A 20,702-nucleotide genomic window follows, 5' to 3' on the forward strand; every position below is an offset into this window, starting at 1 on the left:
TGTCCTCCCCGTCGACCCCCTCAAGTCCTGCACCAGTCGACGATGGCCCGGGCCACGCCTGCCACGGCCACCGGCTCGAGGTGCAGGTGATGGCCGCCCGGCACTACCCGACGCTCGAGCCGTGGCACCGCGGCTCGCGCCCGGGACGCCAGCTCGCGACTGCCGAGGATGCCAGCCTCGCCCTCCACCAGCAGCACCGGACACTCGATGGCGGACAGCATGGCGAGCGCCTGGGCGGGACTGAGCCTCACCGGCGAGGGACGCAACAGCCGACCATCGGTGCGCAACCGCCAGTGGCCATCCGCCAGTGACTCCAGGTTGCGCGCCACCAGCGGTTCGGCCGTCTCGGCGTCGATGGGGGTGGCACCGCCGGCCACCCGGGCCGCCACCGCCGTCTTGATATCAGGATAGCGCGGCGCCGGTGAGACGGGGCGGCGATGTCCCAGCAGTCCCTTGCGCAGCTGCCGCGGCGCCTCGGCGGCCTCGGTGGTCACCGCGCCGAGCCCGTCGAGCAGCACCAGGCGTCCGATGCGCTCGGGCAGGGTCGCCGCGGTCAGGCAGGCCACCCCGGCGCCCATGGAGTGGGCCAGCAGGGTCGCCTGCTCGAGCCCCAGGTCGTCACAGGCATCGAGCAGGTCATGGCAGTAGTCCCAGAGGGCGTAGTCCCCCTCTCCCGGCAGGTGATGCGAGAGGCCGTGCCCACAAAAGTCGATGGCCAGGATGCGGATACCGAGCCGCTCGACCAGGCGTGGCGCCAGCCGGGAGAAACTCGCTGCATTGTCGAGCCAGCCGTGCAGCGCCAGCCAGGTGGGGGCGCCGTCATCGCCCCAGCTCAGGGCGGCGAGTCGCCCCCCGGCGAGGCGCAGGGATCGGGAATCGGACATGGTCAGTCGTCCAGCAGGGTGTGCAGGGTCGCCAGCAGGGCCTGACGGGTCTCGTCGGGATACTCCATGGGAAACATGTGGGTCCCCGGTACCAGGGACACCGGCACGCCGTGGCGAGCCAGACGCCGGCGTCGGCGTGGCGTGAGCAGGTCGGAATCGGCGCCGGCCAGCAGCCCCACCGGCACCGTCAGGCGGCGCGGCAGACTGCCCAGGTGGTCGGGCAGATGGCGGAAGATCTCCACCTCGACCTCCGGGTCATAGACCAGTGCCGCCCGGCCATCGTCCAGCAGCCGGGTCCCCCCCTCGATATAGTCGCGCAGGGCCCGCTCGGTGAAGCGCCGGAACAGCCCGCGGCGGCGCAGGTACTGGCCCATCGCCTCGCGGTTGGGCCACACCGTGCGACGTCCCCGCGTCTTGCCGGCCGGGGTGACCCGGTCGACGAAACCGAAGCACTTGGCCGCCTTCATGGCCCAGGCGTCGAGGCCGAGCATCAGCGGTGGGTCGAGCATCACCACGCAGCGAAAGCGCTGGGGAGCGGCCTCGGCGGCCATCGCCATCAGCACGCCGCCCATGGAGTGTCCCACCCCGATCACTGGCCCCTCGAGGGTGGCCAGGTGCTCGAGCAGTTCGTCGCGCAGCGCCAGCCAGTTATGGCCGACCGGAAAATCCGGGTGATGCCCGAGACGATCCAGCGGGTGCAGGTCGAAGCGCTCGGCCAGCGGCGCCAGGAAGCTGCGATAGCTGATGCCCGGAAAGCCGTTGGCATGGGCGAAGACCAGGGGATCGCGATGGGGAGAGTGCATGGGCATGGTGACGTGTCCTGACTAGCGGTAGCAGACTAACGGGTTTACCATCGAACCGGTAGGGTAACGCAAGAAGCAAACATCCGTTTTACCCCATTCCGATCCGGTCGTGCCAGGAGAGATCGTGCCCAAGCCCCGCGACACCCGCCTTCGTAACCGCCTGTTCTTCGCCACCGTGATCGCCGCCGTCGTGGTCGGCCTGTGGCTGGCCCGCTGATGGGGCTGTTCGAGGTCTTTCTCGGTACCCTGGAAGTCACCCTGCCGGTCTTCGCCATGGTGTTCGTCGGCCTCGTCCTCAAGCGTCTGGGCTGGATCGACGCCGCCTTCATCGCCACCGCCTCCAGCCTGGTCTTCAAGGTCACCATGCCGGTGCTGCTGTTCCTGAGCATCGTCAGGGCCGACCTGGCCTACGCCCTGCAGCCCGGCCTGATCGGCTACTTCCTGGCCGTCTCCGTGCTCGGCTTCTTTGCCGCCTGGGGCTGGGCGAGACTCCGCTACCCCCGGGAGGAGATCGGCGTCTTCGTCCAGGGCACCTTCCGCGGCAATGTCGGCATCGTCGGCCTGGCGCTGGCTGCCAGCATGTACGGCGACCACGGACTGTCACTGGGCGGCATCATGGCGGGATCGGTCATCGTCGTCTACAATGTGTTGTCCTCGATCGTCCTCGCCCTCTACAGCCCGAGCGCCGACTCCGACCTGCGCTCCCTGCTGCTGGGGCTATTGCGCAACCCGCTGATCCTCAGCGTCATGGTCGCCCTCCCGGTGGCCTTTCTCGCCCTGCCCCTGCCCGCCTGGCTGGTGACCTCGGGCGAGTACCTTGGCTCCCTCTCGCTGCCGCTGGCGCTGATCTGCATCGGCGGCACCCTCGGCGGCACGGCCATCCGGCACGACGGCCGCCAGGCCCTGTATGCGGGGCTGTGGAAGCTCGTCTGGCTGCCGCTGGCCGGCACGGTCGGCGCCTTCCAGCTCGGCTATCGCGACGCCGAGCTGGGCATCCTGTTCCTCTTCCTGGCCAGTCCCACCGCCGCCGTGGCCTTCGTCATGGCCAAGGCCTACGGCGCTAACGAGCGGATGACGGCCAGCATCATCATGCTGACCACCTTCGGTTCCATGCTGACCATCAGCCTCGGCGTATTCGCCCTCAAGGCCCTTGGCGCCATCTGAGGCGCACGCGCTGATCGGGGCCACAAAAAAGGCGGCCCGCAGGCCGCCAAAAACTCCCATCACTCACTCGCGTCGGGGATCACTCGCGCTTGCCGTCCACCAGCCGGGACACGCCCAGCGGGTTGTCGTCCCGGAGTGCCTCGGGCAGCAGACCCGCGGGCAGGTTCTGGTAGCACACCGGGCGCAGGAAGCGCTGGATGGCGGCGCTGCCCACCGAGGTGGTACGGCTGTCCGAGGTGGCCGGGAAGGGCCCGCCGTGGACCATGGCGTGGCACACCTCGACGCCGGTGGGCCAGCCGTTGGCCAGCACCCGGCCGGCCTTGCGCTCGAGCACCGGCAGCAGGGTGCGGGCGGCCTCGACGTCGCCGTCGTCCAGCTGCAGGGTGGCGGTGAGCTGGCCCTCCAGATGCTCGGCCACAGCCTTGACCTGGTCGAGGTCGTCGCACTCGATGACCAGCGAGGCCGCACCGAACACCTCGGCCTGCAGCGCCTCGCTTTGCAGGAAGTCGGCGCCGCGAGCGGCGAACAGTGCGGTCTGGCACTGGTGCGGCCCCTCGCCGGCCGGGCCGCGGGCGATCTCGCGGGCCTCGCCGGCGAGCTGACCCACGCCGTCGGCATAGGCGGCGTGGATGCCCGGGGTGAGCATGGTCTGGGCGGCGCTGCCCTTGACCGCCTCGCCGGCGGCTGCGACGAAGGCGTCCAGCGCCTCGCCCTTGACCCCGATCACCAGCCCCGGGTTGGTGCAGAACTGCCCGGCGCCCATGTTGAGCGAGGCGACGAAGCCCTCGGCGATCTCGCGGCCGCGCGCCTTGAGCGCCTCGGGCAGCAGGAACACCGGGTTGATGGAGCTCATCTCGGCGTAGACCGGGATCGGCTGGGGGCGAGCCTGGGCCGTCTGCTGTAGCGCCAGGCCGCCCGACCGCGAGCCGGTGAAGCCCACCGCCTGGATGCGCGGGTTGGCGACCAGCGCCTGACCCACCTCGCGGCCGGCGCCGAACAGCACCGAAAAGACGCCCTCGGGCAGGCCGCACTTGGCCACCGCGGCCTGCACGGCGCGGCCCACCAGCTCGGAGGTGCCGGGGTGGGCGGAGTGGGCCTTGACCACCACCGGGCAGCCGGCGGCCAGGCTTGATGCGGTATCGCCGCCGGCCACGCTGAACGCCAGCGGGAAGTTGGAGGCGCCGAACACGGCGACGGGTCCCAGGGCGACGTGGCGCTGGCGCAGGTCGACCCGCGGCATCGGTTGACGCTCGGGCAGTGCCGGGTCGAGGCGCACGTCGAGCCACTCGCCGGCGCGCACCACGTCGGCGAACAGGCGCAGCTGGCCGCAGGTGCGGCCGCGCTCGCCCTCCAGGCGTGTCCGGGGCAGGCCGGTCTCGGCCATGGCACGGGTGATCAGGTCATCGCCCAGGGCCTCGATCTCGGCGGCGATGGCCTCGAGGAAGGCCGCGCGGTCCGCCAGCGAGCTCTCGCGGTACGTGGCGTAGGCGGTCTCGGCGAGCTCACAGGCCCGGGCGACCGCGTCGCGGTCCAGGCCCGGGTAGTCCGGGGCCAGGGCCTCACCGCTGGCCGGGTCGATGGCGCGGATGACGGCCTGGTCGCCGGTGACGGCGCTTTGGCCGATCTGGGAAGTGCCTTGTGGAGTCATGCTGTCTCCCTTGGTTTGCGGGGTTCAGTTTTCCTGATACTGCGCGTACATGTTCCGAGCCCGGTTGAGGTGCTGGAACATGGTCTCCTTGGCCGCCTCGCCGTCGCGGGAAAGGATCGCCTCGAGGATATAGGCGTGCTCCTCCTGGACCCGCAACAGATAGCGCTCGGAGGCGGCCGGGTTGATATCGATGCTGAGCAGCTTGGCCCGCGGAATGCCGCTGGGGCTGAGCTGCTCGTAGAACTGCTCGAAGAAGGGGTTATGGGTGGCACGGGCGATGGCATGGTGGAACTCGAAGTCCTCCACCCTGGCCAGGGACTGCTCCGCCTGGGCCTTGATGAAGGCGGCATGCGTAGCCTCGATGAGGCGCCGGTCCTCGTCGTCGTGCCGCAGGGCGGCCAGTTCCGCCGCCGCCGGCTCCAGGGCCAGGCGCAGCTCGAGGACATGCAGGATATCCTCCACCGTGGTCGGGTTGATGCGCTCCGCCGGCCGCGCCTCGACGACCGTCGAGCGCAGCACGGTGGTACCCACTCCGCGGCGCGTCTCCACCAGCCCCAGCGACTTGAGGTGAGTGATCGCCTCGCGGATCACGGTGCGGCTGACGCCGAAGGAATCACACAGCTGACTTTCGGTGGGAAGCTTCTCACCCACCTTGACCTTTCCCTGAAGGATCAACGTCTCGAGTTGATCGGCGACGTGGACGGAGAGACTTCCCTGTTTCGCCACCTTATGCAAATCCAACCGCGCGATTCCTGCTGGCATTTCCCTACCCTCTGCCATGAAAAAACGCCCTCGACCAAAAGTATGACTTTTAGTCTAGCAGCCGGGTCGCCCTCAACGCACCAGCGCCGGCCGCTTGGGATCGAATTCCCAGCCGGGGATCAGGTACTGCATGGCCATGGCGTCGTTGCGCTGGGTCACGTCGAGGCTCTGGTAGAGGCGATGGGCCTCCATCAGCTTCTCCTCGTCCAGCTCGACGCCCAGGCCCGGCGTCGAGGGCACCTTGAGCTTGCCATCGCGGATCGGGAACGGGTTCTTGGTGATGCGCTGGCCGTCCTGCCAGATCCAGTGGGTGTCGATGGCGGTGATCTCGCCGGGGCAGGCCGCGGCCACATGGGTCATCATGGCCAGCGAGATATCGAAGTGGTTGTTGCTGTGGGAGCCCCAGGTCATGCCCCACTCGTTGCACAGCTCGCCCACCGCCACGGCGCCCTGCATGGTCCAGAAGTGGCAGTCCGCCAGCGGGATATCCACTGAGTTGAGCTGCACGGCGTACTGCAGCTGCTTGAAGTCGGTGGCGATCATGTTGGTCGCGGTGGGCAGGCCGGTGCGCTTCTTGAACTCGGCCATGGTCTCGCGGCCCGAATAGCTCTCCTCCTGGCCGCAGGGATCCTCGGCATAGCTCAGCAGGTCGCGGATCGGCGTCAGCACCCGCACCGCCTCGTCGAGCTTCCAGGCGCCGTTGGGGTCGAGGGTCAGGCGCGCTTCGGGGAAGGCTTCGTACAATGCCCGGATGCAGGCGGCCTCCTCCTCGCCGCGCAGAACGCCGCCCTTGAGCTTGAAGTCCTTGAAGCCGTAGCGCTCATAGGCCGCCTTGGCCAGGTTGGCCACCGCCTCCGGGGTCAACGCCTCGCGGCAGCGCACCTCGTCCCAGGCATCCTGAGGATTCTCGGCCTTGGGATAGGGCAGATCGGTCTTGGCCGGGTCGCCGAGCAGGAACAGGTAGCCCAGGGCCTCGACCTCGTCGCGCTGGCGGCCGTACTGGCCCAGCAGGTCGGCCACCGGCATGCCCAGCGCCTGGCCATAGAGGTCGTAAAGGGCCGACTCGAGGCCGGTGATTACGTGCACCGCCACGCGCAGGTCGAAGGTCTGGCGGCCCCGCTCCTCACGGCCGTTCTGTGCCAGCAACAGACGGACTTGATTCAGCGTTTGCTTGATATCGTTGATCTGCGAGCCTTCCACCAGCTCGCGACACTGCTCCAGCCCCTTGAGGATACCGGCGCTGGAGGGGATCTCCCCGACCCCCTGGTTGCCGGCGTCATCTTCCAGGATGACGACGCAGCGGATGAACCAGGGCGCGTGCCCGCCGCTGAGGTTCAACAGGAAGCCATCATAGCCGGCCACGGGAACGACGCGCATGCTCTTGATCTTCGGAAACATCAGTCTCTTGCCTCTTGAATTATCGGCCCAGGCGGGATGCCTTCCTGTTGGGCTCAGGTCACGGGTGCCGGCTTGAACAGCACCAGATCGTTGTGGATGCCGAGCCGGTTGGCCGCCAGGGCACTGACGGCCTCGGCATCGGCCAGGTCGCCGTGAACCCGCTCTTCATGATCGGCGGCCTCACCGAGATCGGCCACGTCCGACAGCCGCACCCAGCGTGCCAGCCTCGTCAGATGAGGGCGAAGGGCCTGCCCCAGGCCGCCGGCGGCCCCCGTCACCAGGATTCGGTTCAACATGCCAACACTCCTTTTGATGTCCAGGACGACCCACCGGTCACGCTGGCCCTGTAGGCGGCACAGATCATGAACCAGGCGCTGCTGCACCCGGCGGGAATCAACGCGCGCTCGGCCTGGCAGCGTCGCCCGGCCGCATGACGACGCTGCGACGGCAGGCGGGACAATTACCTATCATGTGTAGATCCATCGGATTACAGCAGCATGATCCAGATGATGATACCGGTGGCCACCAGGCCGGCGATCTCCGGCCAGAAGCCGAAGCGAAACTGGTTGACCTCTTCCGGTGAGTCGCTGATGGTCAGCTCGTCGTCCTGGCGAGTCAGCTCGTCATTGCGCATCTTCATGGTCGATAATACCTCCTAGCCGAACATCAGGTTGGGCAGCCACAGCGCTAGCTGCGGGAAGAATAGCACCAGCGCCATGCCGATCACCTGTAGGCCGATGAAAGGTAGCACCGCGCGGAAGATGTGCTGCAGCTCGACTCCCTCAGGCGCCACGCTCTTGAGGAAGAAGCAGGCCGGGCCGAACGGCGGCGAGAGGTAGTAGATCTGGATGTTCATGGCGAACAGCACGCCAAACCACACCGGGTCATAGCCCAAGCCCACCACCACCGGGGCGAAGATCGGCACGGTGATGAAGATAATCGCGATCCACTCGAGGAAGGTCCCCAGTACCATGACGATCAACATCATGATAGCAATAACGGCCAGCGGCGGCATGTCGAGCCCTTCCAAGAAGCCCGTCAGAAAACTGACACCGCCAATGAGGTTATAGATACCCACCAGGCTGACCGCCCCAAGCACTAGCCAGATGATTGAACCCACGGTCAGCGCCGTCTGGCGCATGGCGTCGCGTATCATGCGGTAGGAGAATTGCTTGAGGATCGCGGCGATAATCATCGCGCCCACTGCTCCCATGGCGGCGGCCTCGGTTACCGTGGTGATGCCGGTGTAGATGGCCCCCAACACACAGCCGATCAGGATGAACGGCAGGATCGCGCCCTTGAGATACTTGAGGCGCTTGTACAGCGGAAGCGCGGTCTCGGGAATGTCATTGATCGGCGCCAGCGCCGGATTGAGACGGCAGCGAATCAAGATATAGGTGATGTAGATGGCGGCCAGAATCATGCCCGGCACGACACCAGCGGCAAACAGCTTCGTTATCGAAACTTGAGCAGCAAGACCGTATACGATCATCACCACCGAGGGCGGAATCAGAGTAGCCAGCGCGCCGGCGGCGCAGATGATGCCGATCGACAGGTTGCGATCGTAGCCCAGACGCAGCATCTGCGGCAGGGCGATCAGGCCCAGCATGACGATCTCGCCGCCCATGATGCCACTCATCGCGGCGAGGATTACCGCCACCACACAGGTCTGCACGGCTACCGAGCCACGCGCCCGGCCGCCAAGAATCGACATGCTGTCAAACAGCGAGTGGGCGATACCCGAGCGTTCCAGCACGTTGGCCATGAACACGAAGAACGGCACCGCGACCAGCTCGTACTTCTCAAGCACATGGTAGACATTGGACGAGACCAGGAAAAGGCCATCCGGGCCGTAGAATAGCAGTGCAGTGACCACCGACACCGCTAGCGTGGTGACCCCCAGCGGAATGCCGAAGGCCATCAGCGCCAGCAGCGCCAGGACGATCAACAAGGTGACGACTTCGATACCCATTATTCGGTCTCTCCCTTGGCCTGGTCCTCGAACCAGTGAACCACGTTGGCGAGCAGCTGCAGGAGGTACAGGAATGCCCCCACCACCAGGATCGGCTTGAGATAAGCTGGCAACAGCGGGTTGAAAGAGCTACCGCTACGCTCGCCACCATGCAGCGCCATCATCGCCGGCTCCCAGGTGGCCCAGATCAGCGCGGCCAAGGCGAAGATCGCCACCCCCAGCGAGACCAGTTCCATCTTCTTCCACACATGAGCGGGCACGACCAGTTCCATCATGGTGATGGCGATATGCCGCTTGCGCTGGGTCACATAACCGCTGGTCAGCACCCAGCCGGTGGCGCACAGCGCCATGACCGTCTCGAAGGTCCATTGAGTCGGCGCATCGAAGGCGTAGCGCATGACCACCTCGAAGGCAGACAACACGATGCAGGCAAAGAACAGCACGGCGCAGGCATAGCCGATGAAGGCACTGATACGGTCCATGCCTGCCGCCAGTCGGCTGAGTAGTCGCATAGCAGACTCCAGTGAGAAAAAAGGACCACGACAATGCCCTCTGCCGTGGTCCGGAAGGTGACGAATCAGTTCTGCTGATCCTGTTCAGTCGTGGCAGTGTCCGTCCCGGCACCATCTTCGAGCAGGCCAGCTTCACGCATATACTCAAGGTGAGCCTGCAGGGCCTGCTGAGCCAATTCGCTCCTCTCGCCAAACTCTTCCCAGGCACCTTTGGCGATCTCGCGGAACTGGTCACGCTCTTCCTGCGGCCAGTCGATGACCGTCATGTCATCCTCTTGCTTGTCACGGGCCACCAGTTTCTCATCTTGCTCCTGCACCGCACTTGCCAGGTCGCTGAAAGCGTCGTAGAACCACTGGTTCAGGGCCTGCTGGTCCTCCTCGCTCAGCGACTCCCAAGTTTGCTGGTTGAGCGTAAACTGCTGCGACGACATGCTGTGGATCCCAGGATAGATTGGGTACTTGGCGATGTCATGCAGGCCCGAGGCGTCGTTGTTGACGTAGGCCGAGGCATCGGCGGCATCGACCACACCCTGCTGCAGCGAGGTGTAGACCTCGGAGAAGGGAATATTGACCGGCGTCGCCCCAGCCCGCTCGAAGACGGCTGCCGCCAGGCCTTCCGGCGAACGGATCTTCACTCCCTGGAGGTCCTCGACGCTACGAATGGGTACCGCTGCAACCAAAGCCTCTCGCTTGTAGGGACCGCAGCCGACTACCTGGACTTTGCCATCTACTTGGGCATCGATAGCATTCTGTAGTGCCTCTTCCCCACCACCGTTCTGACAGAAATCGAGGAACTGTGAGGGTTTATCGTAGCCGGCAATCAGGTCACCCATTAGAGCAAAAGCCGGGTCCTTACCGGTAAAATAGGCTGGAGCGGTCATATCACCATCCAGCAGACCCATGGCTACGGCTTCGATGGTCTCCTTGTATGGAACCACGCTTCCGATGGGCATCAGGTTGATGGTGACATCGCCGCCGGTCATCTCCTCGAGCTTAGGTGCCCAATTTTCCTGGAGATACTGATAGGCGAAATCGCCGGAGTTGAAGGAGGTTTGGACCTTCAGATCCTCTGCGGCCTGAACGGTACCAGCGACAGCCAGAGTAGCCGTCGCCAGGGTGATGGAATGAGCTAAGGTGCGAATTTTCATGTCGGTATCCTTGTAGCTATTGTCGGTTAAACAACGAAATGCCTCCACGAGGCGTCAGAAGCGAGGTACCTTCCCTGTCCAAGTAGAGTCGTACTTCTGCATTTCCTTCACATCGTGACGCGAACGAATGCCACACTCCTGATAGTTATGTGCCAGTTGCTTAAGAGCGTCGCGATCCAGCTCGACGCCCAGCCCAGGCACATCGGGGACGCGCACGCTGCCATCCTCGAAGGCGATCTTTCCGCCCACGATGACCTCTTCCTCCTGCCAGGGATAATGGGTATCGCAGGCATAGGAGAGATTGCCGATCGCCGCGGCGGCATGGGTCATGGCCATCAGGCTGATGCCGAGGTGGGAGTTGGAGTGCATGGACAGTCCCAGCCCCCAGGTCTCACAGATTCGGGCCAGATCCCGGGTCGCCTGCAACCCGCCCCAATAGTGGTGATCGGAGAGGATCACATCCACGGACTGCTTGGTAATCGCCTCGGGGAAGTCGAAGAAGCCGATCACGCACATGTTGGTGGCCAATGGCATGGTGGCCGACCGATGGACCTCGGCCATGCCGTCCTTGCCGGGGGCGGGATCCTCGAGGTACTGCAGCAAGCCTTCTATCTGCGGCATCAGGCGCTTGGTGGTCTCGGGCGTCCAGCCTCCATTGGGATCAATGCGCAGCGGGTGCTCGGGGAAGGCCTCGCGCAGGGCGCGGATCGCCGCCAGTTCCCGCTCGGGCTCGAACACGCCGCCCTTGAGCTTGATCGACTGGAAGCCGTACCGATCGATCATCTGTCTGGCCGAGCGCACGACGTCTTCGGGGGTCAGTACCTCTCCCCAGGCATCGACCCAGCCGTCCTGGCTAAACTGGTGCCGCCCGTACTTGTAGAACAGGTAGGCGCTGTAGGGGACGGCATCGCGCACCTTGCCACCCAACAGGTCACAGACGCTACGCCCGGTGATCTTGCCCATCAGATCCAGGAAAGCGACTTCGAAGGCGGCGAAGATGCGTGGCAGCGTGGTTGCCTGATTGGTTCCTGGCGCCAGTTCGATGCCGCCCTGTTGTGGCTCACTATCGGCGCACTGTTCGATGATGGCCTTCAGCTCATTGAGGTGGAAGACATCGACGCCTTCCAGTCGGAATGCCACCTTCTGCAGCTGCGATAGGGTCTGCTCGTCGCCATAGGACTCGGAGAGGCCGTAGCGTCCGTCCTCGGTGACCACCTCGATGATCGAACGAAGCGCCCAGGGTTCGTGAATACCGCTCACGTTGAGCAGAGGTGGATCGCGGAAGGCGATCGGGGTGACGACGACGGATACGATACGGGACATAACCTTACTCCAGGTTCGACGAGAAATGGCAAACGCTGCGTTACAGGCCGTCAGCGAACTTGATCAGTGACGCGAGCTGCTGGCGCTCCTCGGAAGTCGGCATGGTCAGGGGCACGCGCACACTGCCCGCCGGACGGCCGATAAGCTCGGCACCGGCCTTGATCAGGCTGACGGCATAGCCCTTCTTGCGATCCCTGAGGTCCACGAAGGGAATGAAGAAGTCGTTGGTGATCTGCTTGACGGCTTCACTATTGCCCTTGCGCAGTTCCTTGTAGAAGGTCACGGCCATGTCGGGCACGAAGTTGAACACCGCCGAGGAGTAGGTGTTGACGCCGATGGACAGATAGGCCTCGGCGAAGATCTCGGCGGTGGGCACGCCACCCACGTAGACCAGGCGATCGCCCACGGTCTTGACGATCTTGTTCAGCGCCTGGATGTCGCCCTTGCCGTCCTTGAGGCCGACCAGATTGGGGCAGGCCTCGGCCAGCGCCTGAACGGACTCGGCCTCGAGGATGCCGTTGCCGCGGTTGTAGTAGATGACGTTGAGCCGGGTCGCGTCGCAGATCTGCCGGGCGTAGTCGACCAGGCCGTCCTGCGGGCACTCGGTCAGGTAGGGCGGCATCAGCAGGATACCGTCGGCGCCGGCCTCCTCGGCCGCCTCGGCGAAGGCCTTGCCGCTCTCGACGCTCAACCCGGCGCTGGCGATCACCGGCAGCTTGCCGTCCACCGTCTCCACGGCGACGCGCACGATCTCGCGGAACTCGTCGAGCGACAGGCTGAAGAACTCGCCAGTGCCGCCGGCCACGAAGACCGCGGAGATGTCGTGGCTGATGAACCACTCCAGCCGCCGGCGATAGCTCTCGGCGTCGAAACGGCCCTCCTGGTCGAAGTCGGTGATGGGAAACGACAGCAGGCCGTCACCGATGGCTTGCACCACTGCTTGTCTGGAAAACTTCACGCAACCGTCCTCTTGCTTATCGGGGCCAGGGACTCCCCGACCGCCTCTACGGGTGACTGACAACGCCTCGTTGTCATACATCATACAAACTAATCGTCACTTCCAGCCTCGGCAAGCTCGATTGGCCAAATTGCGACTAAAGTTGGAGAGAGGCTCGGACTGAGACGTCGCCAGCTGTCGGCGGTACCATAGGCGGCCATCGCGACCCCACCACGGAGCCCCTGGATGGACCTCGGCGACCTGCTGCTCGACAGCCTCGACATCACCCTGCCCGTCTTCGTCATGGTCTTCGTGGGCTACCTGCTCAGGCGGTTCGGCATGCTCGGACACGACTTCGTGACCACGGCCTCGCGCCTGGTCTTCCGCGGCTCCATGCCGGTGATGATCTTCCTCAGCATCATCGCCGCCGACCTCGACACCACCCTGAACCCGCGAATGCTGGGCTTCTTCGCCGCCGCCACCCTGGGCGGCTTCCTGCTGAGCTGGTGGTGGGCCCACCACCGGACGGACATCGCCGATCGCGGCGCCTGTATCCAGGGCGCCTTTCGCGGCAACTGCGGGATCGTCGGTCTGGCCCTGGCGGCCGGCATGTACGGCGAGGCGGGCCTGTCGACGGGTGGGCTGCTGCTGGGGGTGGTGATCCTGACCTACAACGCCTTCTCGGTGATCGCCCTGGCGCATTACCGGCCCGGCAGGCACGCCGACTGGCGCAGCATCCTGGGGCATATCCTGCGCAATCCACTGATCCTGGCGGTATTCACCGCCCTGCCGGTGGCAGCACTGGACCTGAAGCTGCCGGGCTGGCTGGCGACCTCCGGCGACTACTTCGCCTCCATGACCCTGCCCCTGGCGCTGCTGTGCGTGGGCGCCACCCTCTCCCTACGGGCCCTCCGTCGCTCGGGCTGGATCACGGTGGAGACCGGCCTGATGAAGATGGTGGTGCTGCCGGCCCTGGCCACCGGGGCCGCCCGGCTCGCCGGCTTCGAGGGGCGCGAGCTGGGGGTGATGTTCCTGTTCTTCGCCAGCCCCACCGCCGCCGCGGCCTTCGTGATGGCCAAGGCGATGGGCGGCAACGCCGTGCTCACCGCCAACATCATCGCCCTGACCACCCTGATGGCCAGCGTGACCATCACCCTGGGGGCCTTCAGCCTGAAGGCCGCCGGGGTGATCTAGGCGAGGTCCGCCGGCGCGGTAAAGCGCACCAGCCGTGCACAGCCCGCCGCCCACACCTCGGCCGTGAGCTCCGCCACGGCGGCGGTGGGGAAGCCCGGGCCGCGATCGTCCCGCCCTTCCACCAGCAGGCCCGCCAGGGCGCCGACCAACGGCATATGGCTCACCAGCATTAGCGGGCCCTGCCCTGCCTGCTCGAGCAGCCAGTCGACCACCGCCTGGGGCGGATCGTCGGGGGTGAGGATCGACAGCGACTCGACCTCGTGGCCGAGGGCCTCGGCGATGGCATCCGCGGTCTGCCGCGCCCGCCGGTAGGGGCTGGCCAGCAGGCGCAGGCCGGCCAGGTCGTCACGGCCCGCCAGCCAGGCCCCCACCCGTCGGGTCTCGTCCAGGCCCCGTTCGGTCAGGGGGCGATAGATGTCGGGGCTGCCCGGGCTCGCCTCGCCGTGGCGCATGATCAGCAGTCGCTCAGCCATGGGGGCCTCCGTCGTCGCGATGGGCCTGGCGCACGTCCTCCCGGGAGAGGATGAACTCCACGTCGCTGCTCTGCTCGCCGAGCATCAGCATCCGTGCCATCTCCTGGGCCGGCACGCCCTCGAACAGCACCTGGTAGAGGCCCTCGGCGAGCGGCATGTAGACACCGTCCTCGCGGGCCTTGTCGCGGACCAGGCGCACGGTGTTGACCCCTTCCGCCACCTGGCCCAGCGCCTCGACGGCCTCGTCCAGGGTGCTGCCCTCGCCCAGGGCCTGGCCCACCCGGTAGTTGCGCGACAGGCTCGAGGAGCAGGTGACGATCAGGTCGCCGACCCCGGCGAGCCCGAGGAAGGTCATGGGGTTGGCGCCCTGGTCCACGGCGAAACGGCTCATCTCGGCCAGCGCCCGGGTCATCAGCATGCTGCGGGTGTTCTCGCCCATGCCCAGCGCCGCCGCCATGCCGGCGGCGATGGCGTAGATGTTCTTGAGCGCCCCGCCCAGCTCGACGCCATAGCGGTCGTTGCTGGCATAGACCCGGAAGTAGTCGCAGCCCAGGGCGGTCTGCACCCGGGTGCGGGTCTCGGGGTCGTCGCTGGCGATCACCGTGGCGGTGAGCTGCTTCTGGGCAATCTCCGTGGCCAGGTTGGGCCCCGAGATCACGCCGATATGCGGAAAGCCGGTCTCCTCCTCGAGGATCCGGCTCATCAGCTTGAAGCCCTCTTCCTGGATCCCCTTGGTGGTACTGACCAGGATCTGGCCGGCATGGAGCCAGGGCCGTGCCTGGCGCACCACATCGCGGAAGGCCTTGGAGGGAATCGCCACCAGCACCAGGTCGGCCCCCTCGAGTACTTCCGCCATCACCGTGGAGGCGACCACGGCCGGGTTGATGGCGTAGTCGGGGAGGTAGCGGCCGTTGCGGTGCTCGCGGTTGATCTGTGCCGCCAGGTCGGGGTCGCGCAGCCACTGCCGCACCCTGGCCCCGTTATCGGCGGCGATGCTGGCCAGGGCGGTGCCGAAACTGCCGCCGCCGAGCACCGCCACTCGCATGGGTTCGTCTGACATGGTCGCCCCTGGAGGTTGAGGTTGAGGTTGAAGTGTAACGAAAAACGCCCCATCGAGGGGCGTGCCGTGGTGAAGCGGGAACCCGGGCCGACGATTCGACCCGGGTGGAACGCCTCAGTCGATCAGGTGCAGCAGCGAGTCGATGCTCGCCCTGGCATCGCCATAGAACATCCGGGTGTTCTCCTTGTAGAACAGCGGGTTCTCGATGCCCGAATAGCCGGTACCCTGGCCGCGCTTGGAGACGAAGACGTGCTTGGCCTTCCACACCTCCAGCACCGGCATGCCGGCGATGGGGCTGTTGGGATCCTCCTGGGCGGCCGGGTTGACGATGTCGTTGGAGCCAATGACGATCGCCACGTCCGTATTGGGGAAGTCGCCATTGATCTCGTCCATCTCCAGCACGATGTCGTAGGGCACCTTGGCCTCGGCCAGCAGCACGTTCATGTGCCCCGGCAGGCGACCCGCCACCGGGTGGATGCCGAAACGCACCTCCTTGCCGGCGGCGCGCAGCTTGCGTACCAGCTCGCTCACCGCATTCTGGGCCTGGGCCACGGCCATGCCATAGCCCGGCACGATGATCACGCTGTCGGCATCGTTGAGGGCGCTGGCCACGCCGGCGGCGTCGATGGCCACCTGCTCGCCCTCGATCTCCGCCGCCGGCCCCTGGCTGCCGCCGAAGCCGCCCAGGATCACGCTGACGAAGTTGCGGTTCATCGCCTTGCACATGATGTACGACAGGATGGCACCGGAGGAGCCCACCAGGGCGCCGGTGACGATCAGCAGATCGTTGGACAGCGTGAAGCCGATGGCCGCCGCCGCCCAGCCGGAGTAGCTGTTGAGCATCGACACCACCACCGGCATGTCGGCGCCGCCGATGCCCATGATCAGGTGGTAGCCGATGAAGAAGGCCAGCAGCGACATCAACAGCAACGTCCAGAAGCCCGCGCCGCTCAGGTAGAGAATCGCCAGCAACAGCGACAGTGCCGCTGCCCCGGCATTGAGCATATGGCCGCCGGGCAGCTTGCGCGGCTTGCTGTCCACCTTGCCGGCCAGCTTGCCGAAGGCGATCACCGAACCGGTGAAGGTCACCGCGCCGATGAACACGCCCAGTACCACCTCGATCTGCAGGAAGGTGAGCTCCGCCGGCGTCTTGGTGGCCACCAGGGCGGCGAAGGCGGAGAAGCCCTCGGTCGAAGACTCCGCGAGCTGGGTAGCCAGTACACGGCGCCGCTCCAGGTCGGCGTTCCAGCCCACGAACACCGCCGCCAGCCCCACGAAGCTGTGCAGCGCCGCCACCAGCTGCGGCATCTCGGTCATCTCGACCTTCTTGGCCACCTGCACACCGATCACCGCGCCGACGATCATCATCGGCACCATCCACCAGTAGCCGCCGATGCCCGGTCCGAAGGCGGTGAAGACCACCGCCACGGCCATGCCGACGATGCCGTACCACACCGCCCGCTTGGCCTTCTCCTGGTTGCTCAGCCCCCCCAGGGAGAGGATGAACAATACACTCGCCGCGATCGCCGCGGCAGATACAAATCCCTGACTCAACATCTCGTCTCTCCGCCGCTCAGGATTTCTGGAACATGGCGAGCATCCGGCGCGTGACCTGGAAGCCCCCCACGATGTTGATGGACGCGATCAGTACCGCGATCGCGGACATCAGCACCACCAGGAAGCTACTCGAGCCGATCTGCAGGATCGCCCCGAGGATGATGATGCTGGAGATGGCGTTGGTCACCGCCATCAGCGGCGTATGCAGGGAGTGGCTGACGCCCCAGATCACCTGGAAGCCCACGAAACAGGCCAGCACGAAGACGATGAAGTGCTGCATGAAGGACACCGGCGCCACCTGGCCGAGCAGGAGCATCAGCGCTCCCCCTACACCGAGCATCGTGACCTGGCGCTTGGTCTGGGCCAGGAAGGCGGCATGCTCGGCGGCCTTCTTCTCCTCCGGTGTGGGCTCGGGTTCCTTGGGCTTGGGCTTGGCCGCGGCGATGGCCTTGACCTTGGGCGGCGGCGGCGGGAAGGTGATCTCGCCCTCGTGGGTCACCGTGGAGCCACGGATGACGTCGTCCTCCATGTCATGCACGATCTTCCCATCCTTCGCGGGGGTGAGATCGGTGAGCATATGGCGGACGTTGGTGGCATAGAGCAGCGACGCCTGAGTGGCCATGCGCGAGGGGAAATCGGTGTAGCCGACGATGGTCACGCCGTTGTCGGAGACCACCTTCTCGTCGGCGCGGGTCAGGTCGCAGTTGCCCCCCTTCTCGGCGGCCAGGTCGACGATCACCGAGCCGGGCTTCATCGCCTCGACCATGTCCGCCAGCCACAGCTTGGGCGCGGGACGGCCCGGAATCAGCGCCGTGGTGATGACGATGTCGACATCCGGCGCCTGCTCGCGGAAACACTCGAGCTGCTTCTCGCGGAACTCGGGGCTCGAGGGCGCGGCATAGCCGCCGCTCTCCGACCCGTCCTGGCTCTCGTCGAAATCGAGGAACAGGAACTCGGCGCCCATCGACTCGATCTGCTCGGCCACTTCGGGGCGCACGTCGAAGGCGCGCACCACGGCCCCCAGGCTGGTGGCGGTGCCGATGGCGGAAAGCCCCGCCACCCCGGCACCGATCACCAGCACCTTGGCCGGCGGCACCTTGCCGGCGGCGGTCACCTGGCCGGTGAAGAAGCGCCCGAAGTTGTTGCCGGCCTCGATCACCGCCCGGTAGCCGGCGATGTTGGCCATGGACGACAACGCATCCATCTTCTGCGCCCGCGAGATCCGCGGCACCATGTCCATGGCGATGACCGTCGCCCCCTGGGCGCGGCATGTCTCGAGCAGGGCCTCGTTCTGGGCCGGCCAGATGAAGGCGATCAGCGTCTGACCCTGGCGCAGGCGACCGGCCTCCTCCTCGGAGGGCTCGCGCACCTTGATGACCACCTCGGCCTCGCGCCAGAGTGCCTCGGCACCGTCGACGACGGTGACCCCGGCCGCCCGGTAGGCGTTGTCATCGAAGCCCGCGGCAGTCCCGGCTCCGGCCTCGACGAGACACTCGTGTCCCAGTTTCTGGATCTGCTGAGCGCTCTCGGGGGTCAGCGCGACGCGCGCCTCACCCTTGGCGAGCTCCCTGGGTGCACCAATCTTCACGTTGGATCTCCCGGTTGGTTATTGACATTTTGCATGCGTCAGACCGTGTATTCATACCTGACGATGCCGCATTGCACAACCGTCAGGAGAATGAAGGGCAGCCCTCGAATGTAGCACTATATGACTGACGAGTCAGGGAAAATCCACGAAATGACGTTGACGTAAAGGAGAGAAGGACCAACCCCCTGACGCACGCAGGCCGCCCGAACGCGGCCTGCGTGGAGGTCAAGTATCGCTCGATGAAATGGTGATCAGGCGCTCAACAGGGCGTTGAGGCGCTTGACGTAGGCGGCCGGGTCATCGAGATGACCGCCTTCGGCGATGATCGCCTGGTCGAGCAGCACATGGGCCAGATCGGTGAAGGCATCGCCGTCCGCCGACTCCAGCCGCTCGACCAGGGGGTGGGCCGGATTGAGCTCGAGGATCGGCTTGACCTCGGGCAACGGCTGGCCGGCGGCCTCCATGATGCGGCGCATCTGGTAGCCCATCTCATGCTCCGGGAGCACCACGCAGGCCGGCGAATCGATCAGGCGATGGGTGACCCGCACCTCCTGGGTCTGCTCGCCGAGTGCTTCCTTGACCCGCTTGACCAGGGCCTCCTTCGCCTTGGCGGTCTCCTCCTGAGCCTTCTTCTCCTCTTCTCCCTCGACCTCGCCGAGGTCCAGGTCGCCCTTGGCCACGTCGACGAAGCCCTTGCCATCGAATTCGGTCAGATGGCTCATCAGCCACTCGTCGATGCGGTCGTGGAGCAGCAGTACCTCGATGCCCTTCTTGCGGAAGATCTCGAGATGCGGGCTGCTCTTGGCCGCATTGAAGCTGTCGGCGACGATGTAGTAGATCTTGCCCTGCCCCTCCTTCATGCGCCCGACATAGTCGGCCAGGGACTGGTCCTGGGTGGCACTGTCGGTATGGGTGGTGGAGAAACGCAGCAGGCCGGCGATCTTGTCGCGGTTGGCGAAGTCCTCCGCCGGGCCCTCCTTGAGCACGCTGCCGAAGGCGTTCCAGAAGCCCTGGTAGGCCTCCTTGTCCTTGGCCAGCTTGCCGAGCATGTCCAGGGCGCGCTTGGTCAGGGCGCTCTTGATCTTCTCGACCTTGGGATCCTGCTGCAGCAGCTCGCGGGAGACGTTCAGCGACAGCTCGCGGGTGTCGAGCACGCCCTTGATGAAGCGCAGGTAGAGCGGCAGGAACTGCTCGGCGTCGTCCATGATGAAGACGCGCTGCACATAGAGCTTCACGCCACGGGCGCCGTCGCGCTCATAGAGGTCGAAGGGCGCGCGGCCCGGCACATAGAGCAGGCTCACGTACTCGAGCTTGCCCTCGACCTTGTTGTGGCTCCAGGTCAAGGGATCCGCGAAGTCGTGGGCCACGTGCTTGTAGAAGGCCTTGTACTCGTCGTCGGAGATCTCGCTCTTGGGCCGCACCCAGAGCGCGGTGGCCTCGTTGACCGTCTCCCAGACGGTCTTCTCGCTGCCCTCGACCGGCTTGCCGTCCTCGTCCTTGTCGGTCTCGACACGCGGCATGCGCACCGGCACATCGATATGGTCGGAGTACTTGCGCACCAGGCTCTGCAGACGGAAGTCGTCGGCGAACTCCCTGGCGTTCTCCTTGAGGTGGAGGACGATCTCGGTGCCGTGGGCCGGGCGCTCGACGTCGGCGACGGTGAACTCGCCCTCGCCCTTCGAGTGCCACTCCACCCCCTCGCCGACCGGGGTGCCGGCCTTGCGCGTACGCACGGTGATGTCGTCGGCGACGATGAAGCCGGAGTAGAAGCCGACGCCGAACTGGCCGATCAGCTTCGCATCCTTCTGCTGCTCGCCGGAGAGCTGCTTGAGGAACTCGGCGGTGCCGGAGCGTGCGATGGTACCGAGGTTCTCGATCACCTCGGCACGGTTCATGCCGATGCCGTTATCGCGCACGGTGACGGTGCCCGCCGCCGGGTCATGCTCGATCTCGATGCGCAGTTCGCTGTCGTCCTCGTACAGGGCATCGTTGTCCAGCGCCGCGTAGCGCAGCTTGTCGCAGGCGTCGGCGGCGTTGGAGATCATCTCGCGCAGGAATATCTCCCGGTTGGAGTACAGGGAGTGGATCATCAGGTGCAGGAGCTGCTTGACCTCGGTCTGGAAGCCGAGGGTCTCTTCATGGGTGGCTGTGGTCATGTGTCTCGGACCCCTCTTTCGACATGACGATGGTGGCGATTCCACCGGTTTGGAACTGACGTCGATATGGGGCCCGGTACCGGTTTTTCAAGCGCCGGCTGCCCCCGGGTCGCCGAGCACGAA

General features: G+C 65.8%; 19 protein-coding genes. 2 read left to right on the forward strand and 17 right to left on the reverse strand.

Annotated elements, in window-relative coordinates; genetic code table 11:
* Positions 1-20: 20 nt before the first annotated feature.
* Together CR157_RS03210 and CR157_RS03215 are read right to left on the reverse strand one after the other, a co-directional pair.
* Positions 21-884 (reverse strand): alpha/beta fold hydrolase, encoded by an 864-nt coding sequence (locus CR157_RS03210; protein WP_110282084.1) that lies wholly within the window; start codon positions 882-884, stop codon positions 21-23.
* 2 nt (positions 885-886) lie between these two features.
* Positions 887-1,693 carry an alpha/beta fold hydrolase gene (locus CR157_RS03215; RefSeq protein WP_110282085.1) on the reverse strand — a complete coding sequence of 269 codons (807 nt, stop codon included), beginning with the start codon at positions 1,691-1,693 and terminating at the stop codon, positions 887-889.
* A gap of 210 nt (positions 1,694-1,903) precedes the next feature.
* On the opposite strand from CR157_RS03215, the gene CR157_RS03220 reads away from it, so the two are divergent.
* Positions 1,904-2,851 carry an AEC family transporter gene (locus CR157_RS03220; protein ID WP_181421994.1) on the forward strand — a complete coding sequence of 316 codons (948 nt, stop codon included), beginning with the start codon at positions 1,904-1,906 and terminating at the stop codon, positions 2,849-2,851.
* 79 nt (positions 2,852-2,930) lie between these two features.
* Here the strand turns inward: CR157_RS03220 and CR157_RS03225 are convergent, their stop codons facing one another.
* From CR157_RS03225 to kdgD, 10 genes are all read right to left on the reverse strand, one after another.
* Positions 2,931-4,499, reverse strand: coding sequence for an aldehyde dehydrogenase (NADP(+)) (locus CR157_RS03225; RefSeq protein ID WP_110282086.1), 1,569 nt, complete (start codon positions 4,497-4,499; stop codon positions 2,931-2,933).
* A gap of 24 nt (positions 4,500-4,523) precedes the next feature.
* Positions 4,524-5,249, reverse strand: a complete 726-nt coding sequence (locus CR157_RS03230; RefSeq protein ID WP_373681007.1) for a FadR/GntR family transcriptional regulator — start codon at positions 5,247-5,249, stop codon at positions 4,524-4,526.
* Between the two features lie 84 nt (positions 5,250-5,333).
* Positions 5,334-6,659 carry an enolase C-terminal domain-like protein gene (locus tag CR157_RS03235; protein ID WP_110282088.1) on the reverse strand — a complete coding sequence of 442 codons (1,326 nt, stop codon included), beginning with the start codon at positions 6,657-6,659 and terminating at the stop codon, positions 5,334-5,336.
* Positions 6,660-6,712: 53 nt separating this feature from the next.
* The gene (locus CR157_RS03240; protein ID WP_258364052.1) at positions 6,713-6,955 is read right to left on the reverse strand and encodes a hypothetical protein; all 243 of its coding nucleotides are present in this window, start codon (positions 6,953-6,955) and stop codon (positions 6,713-6,715) included.
* A gap of 191 nt (positions 6,956-7,146) precedes the next feature.
* The gene (locus tag CR157_RS22470) at positions 7,147-7,299 is read right to left on the reverse strand and encodes a hypothetical protein (protein ID WP_181421943.1); all 153 of its coding nucleotides are present in this window, start codon (positions 7,297-7,299) and stop codon (positions 7,147-7,149) included.
* A 15-nt stretch (positions 7,300-7,314) separates the two neighbouring features.
* Positions 7,315-8,631, reverse strand: a complete 1,317-nt coding sequence (locus CR157_RS03245) for a TRAP transporter large permease (RefSeq protein ID WP_110282089.1) — start codon at positions 8,629-8,631, stop codon at positions 7,315-7,317.
* Positions 8,631-9,143, reverse strand: a complete 513-nt coding sequence (locus CR157_RS03250; RefSeq protein WP_110282090.1) for a TRAP transporter small permease subunit — start codon at positions 9,141-9,143, stop codon at positions 8,631-8,633. The genes CR157_RS03245 and CR157_RS03250 overlap by 1 nt, the downstream gene beginning before the upstream one ends.
* Before the next feature lie 65 nt (positions 9,144-9,208).
* Positions 9,209-10,291, reverse strand: coding sequence for a TRAP transporter substrate-binding protein (locus CR157_RS03255; RefSeq protein ID WP_110282091.1), 1,083 nt, complete (start codon positions 10,289-10,291; stop codon positions 9,209-9,211).
* 54 nt (positions 10,292-10,345) lie between these two features.
* Positions 10,346-11,614 (reverse strand): glucarate dehydratase family protein, encoded by a 1,269-nt coding sequence (locus tag CR157_RS03260; RefSeq protein WP_110282092.1) that lies wholly within the window; start codon positions 11,612-11,614, stop codon positions 10,346-10,348.
* A gap of 40 nt (positions 11,615-11,654) precedes the next feature.
* Positions 11,655-12,572 carry a 5-dehydro-4-deoxyglucarate dehydratase gene (gene kdgD / locus CR157_RS03265; protein ID WP_110282093.1) on the reverse strand — a complete coding sequence of 306 codons (918 nt, stop codon included), beginning with the start codon at positions 12,570-12,572 and terminating at the stop codon, positions 11,655-11,657.
* Positions 12,573-12,797: 225 nt separating this feature from the next.
* On the opposite strand from kdgD, the gene CR157_RS03270 reads away from it, so the two are divergent.
* Entirely contained in the window at positions 12,798-13,745 is a 948-nt protein-coding gene (locus CR157_RS03270; protein ID WP_110282094.1) for an AEC family transporter, read from the forward strand.
* On the opposite strand, the gene sixA is transcribed toward CR157_RS03270, so the two are convergent.
* The 5 genes from sixA to htpG all read right to left on the reverse strand — a co-directional run bounded on the left by sixA (position 13,742) and on the right by htpG (position 20,579).
* On the reverse strand, positions 13,742-14,218 hold the full coding sequence (gene sixA, locus CR157_RS03275; protein ID WP_110282095.1) for a phosphohistidine phosphatase SixA: 477 nt from the start codon (positions 14,216-14,218) through the stop codon (positions 13,742-13,744). The two genes, CR157_RS03270 and sixA, sit on opposite strands and share 4 nt — an antisense overlap.
* Positions 14,211-15,278, reverse strand: a complete 1,068-nt coding sequence (locus CR157_RS03280; protein WP_110282096.1) for an NAD(P)H-dependent glycerol-3-phosphate dehydrogenase — start codon at positions 15,276-15,278, stop codon at positions 14,211-14,213. Before CR157_RS03280 ends, sixA begins: the two co-directional genes overlap by 8 nt.
* A gap of 114 nt (positions 15,279-15,392) precedes the next feature.
* A complete protein-coding gene (locus CR157_RS03285; protein WP_110282097.1) occupies positions 15,393-16,835 on the reverse strand; it encodes an NAD(P)(+) transhydrogenase (Re/Si-specific) subunit beta in 1,443 nt (480 codons plus the stop codon).
* Between the two features lie 16 nt (positions 16,836-16,851).
* On the reverse strand, positions 16,852-18,423 hold the full coding sequence (locus tag CR157_RS03290; protein ID WP_110282098.1) for a Re/Si-specific NAD(P)(+) transhydrogenase subunit alpha: 1,572 nt from the start codon (positions 18,421-18,423) through the stop codon (positions 16,852-16,854).
* Between the two features lie 251 nt (positions 18,424-18,674).
* A complete protein-coding gene (gene htpG, locus CR157_RS03295; protein ID WP_110282099.1) occupies positions 18,675-20,579 on the reverse strand; it encodes a molecular chaperone HtpG in 1,905 nt (634 codons plus the stop codon).
* Positions 20,580-20,702 lie beyond the last annotated feature (123 nt).

Source organism: Halomonas sp. LBP4 (genome assembly GCF_003202205.1).
Taxonomy (GTDB): domain Bacteria; phylum Pseudomonadota; class Gammaproteobacteria; order Pseudomonadales; family Halomonadaceae; genus Halomonas; species Halomonas flagellata.

Excerpts from the sequence above, each read along its gene's own strand:
- CR157_RS03210 (WP_110282084.1), bottom strand. The coding sequence starts at position 884 with ATGTCCGATTCCCGATCCCTGCGCCTCGCCGGGGGGCGACTCGCCGCC.
- CR157_RS03215 (WP_110282085.1), bottom strand. The coding sequence starts at position 1,693 with ATGCCCATGCACTCTCCCCATCGCGATCCCCTGGTCTTCGCCCATGCC.
- CR157_RS03220 (WP_181421994.1), top strand. The coding sequence starts at position 1,904 with ATGGGGCTGTTCGAGGTCTTTCTCGGTACCCTGGAAGTCACCCTGCCG.
- CR157_RS03225 (WP_110282086.1), bottom strand. The coding sequence starts at position 4,499 with ATGACTCCACAAGGCACTTCCCAGATCGGCCAAAGCGCCGTCACCGGC.
- CR157_RS03235 (WP_110282088.1), bottom strand. The coding sequence starts at position 6,659 with ATGTTTCCGAAGATCAAGAGCATGCGCGTCGTTCCCGTGGCCGGCTAT.
- CR157_RS03240 (WP_258364052.1), bottom strand. The coding sequence starts at position 6,955 with ATGTTGAACCGAATCCTGGTGACGGGGGCCGCCGGCGGCCTGGGGCAG.
- CR157_RS22470 (WP_181421943.1), bottom strand. The coding sequence starts at position 7,299 with ATGAAGATGCGCAATGACGAGCTGACTCGCCAGGACGACGAGCTGACC.
- CR157_RS03245 (WP_110282089.1), bottom strand. The coding sequence starts at position 8,631 with ATGGGTATCGAAGTCGTCACCTTGTTGATCGTCCTGGCGCTGCTGGCG.
- CR157_RS03250 (WP_110282090.1), bottom strand. The coding sequence starts at position 9,143 with ATGCGACTACTCAGCCGACTGGCGGCAGGCATGGACCGTATCAGTGCC.
- CR157_RS03255 (WP_110282091.1), bottom strand. The coding sequence starts at position 10,291 with ATGAAAATTCGCACCTTAGCTCATTCCATCACCCTGGCGACGGCTACT.
- CR157_RS03260 (WP_110282092.1), bottom strand. The coding sequence starts at position 11,614 with ATGTCCCGTATCGTATCCGTCGTCGTCACCCCGATCGCCTTCCGCGAT.
- CR157_RS03270 (WP_110282094.1), top strand. The coding sequence starts at position 12,798 with ATGGACCTCGGCGACCTGCTGCTCGACAGCCTCGACATCACCCTGCCC.
- sixA (WP_110282095.1), bottom strand. The coding sequence starts at position 14,218 with ATGGCTGAGCGACTGCTGATCATGCGCCACGGCGAGGCGAGCCCGGGC.
- CR157_RS03280 (WP_110282096.1), bottom strand. The coding sequence starts at position 15,278 with ATGTCAGACGAACCCATGCGAGTGGCGGTGCTCGGCGGCGGCAGTTTC.
- CR157_RS03285 (WP_110282097.1), bottom strand. The coding sequence starts at position 16,835 with ATGTTGAGTCAGGGATTTGTATCTGCCGCGGCGATCGCGGCGAGTGTA.
- htpG (WP_110282099.1), bottom strand. The coding sequence starts at position 20,579 with ATGACCACAGCCACCCATGAAGAGACCCTCGGCTTCCAGACCGAGGTC.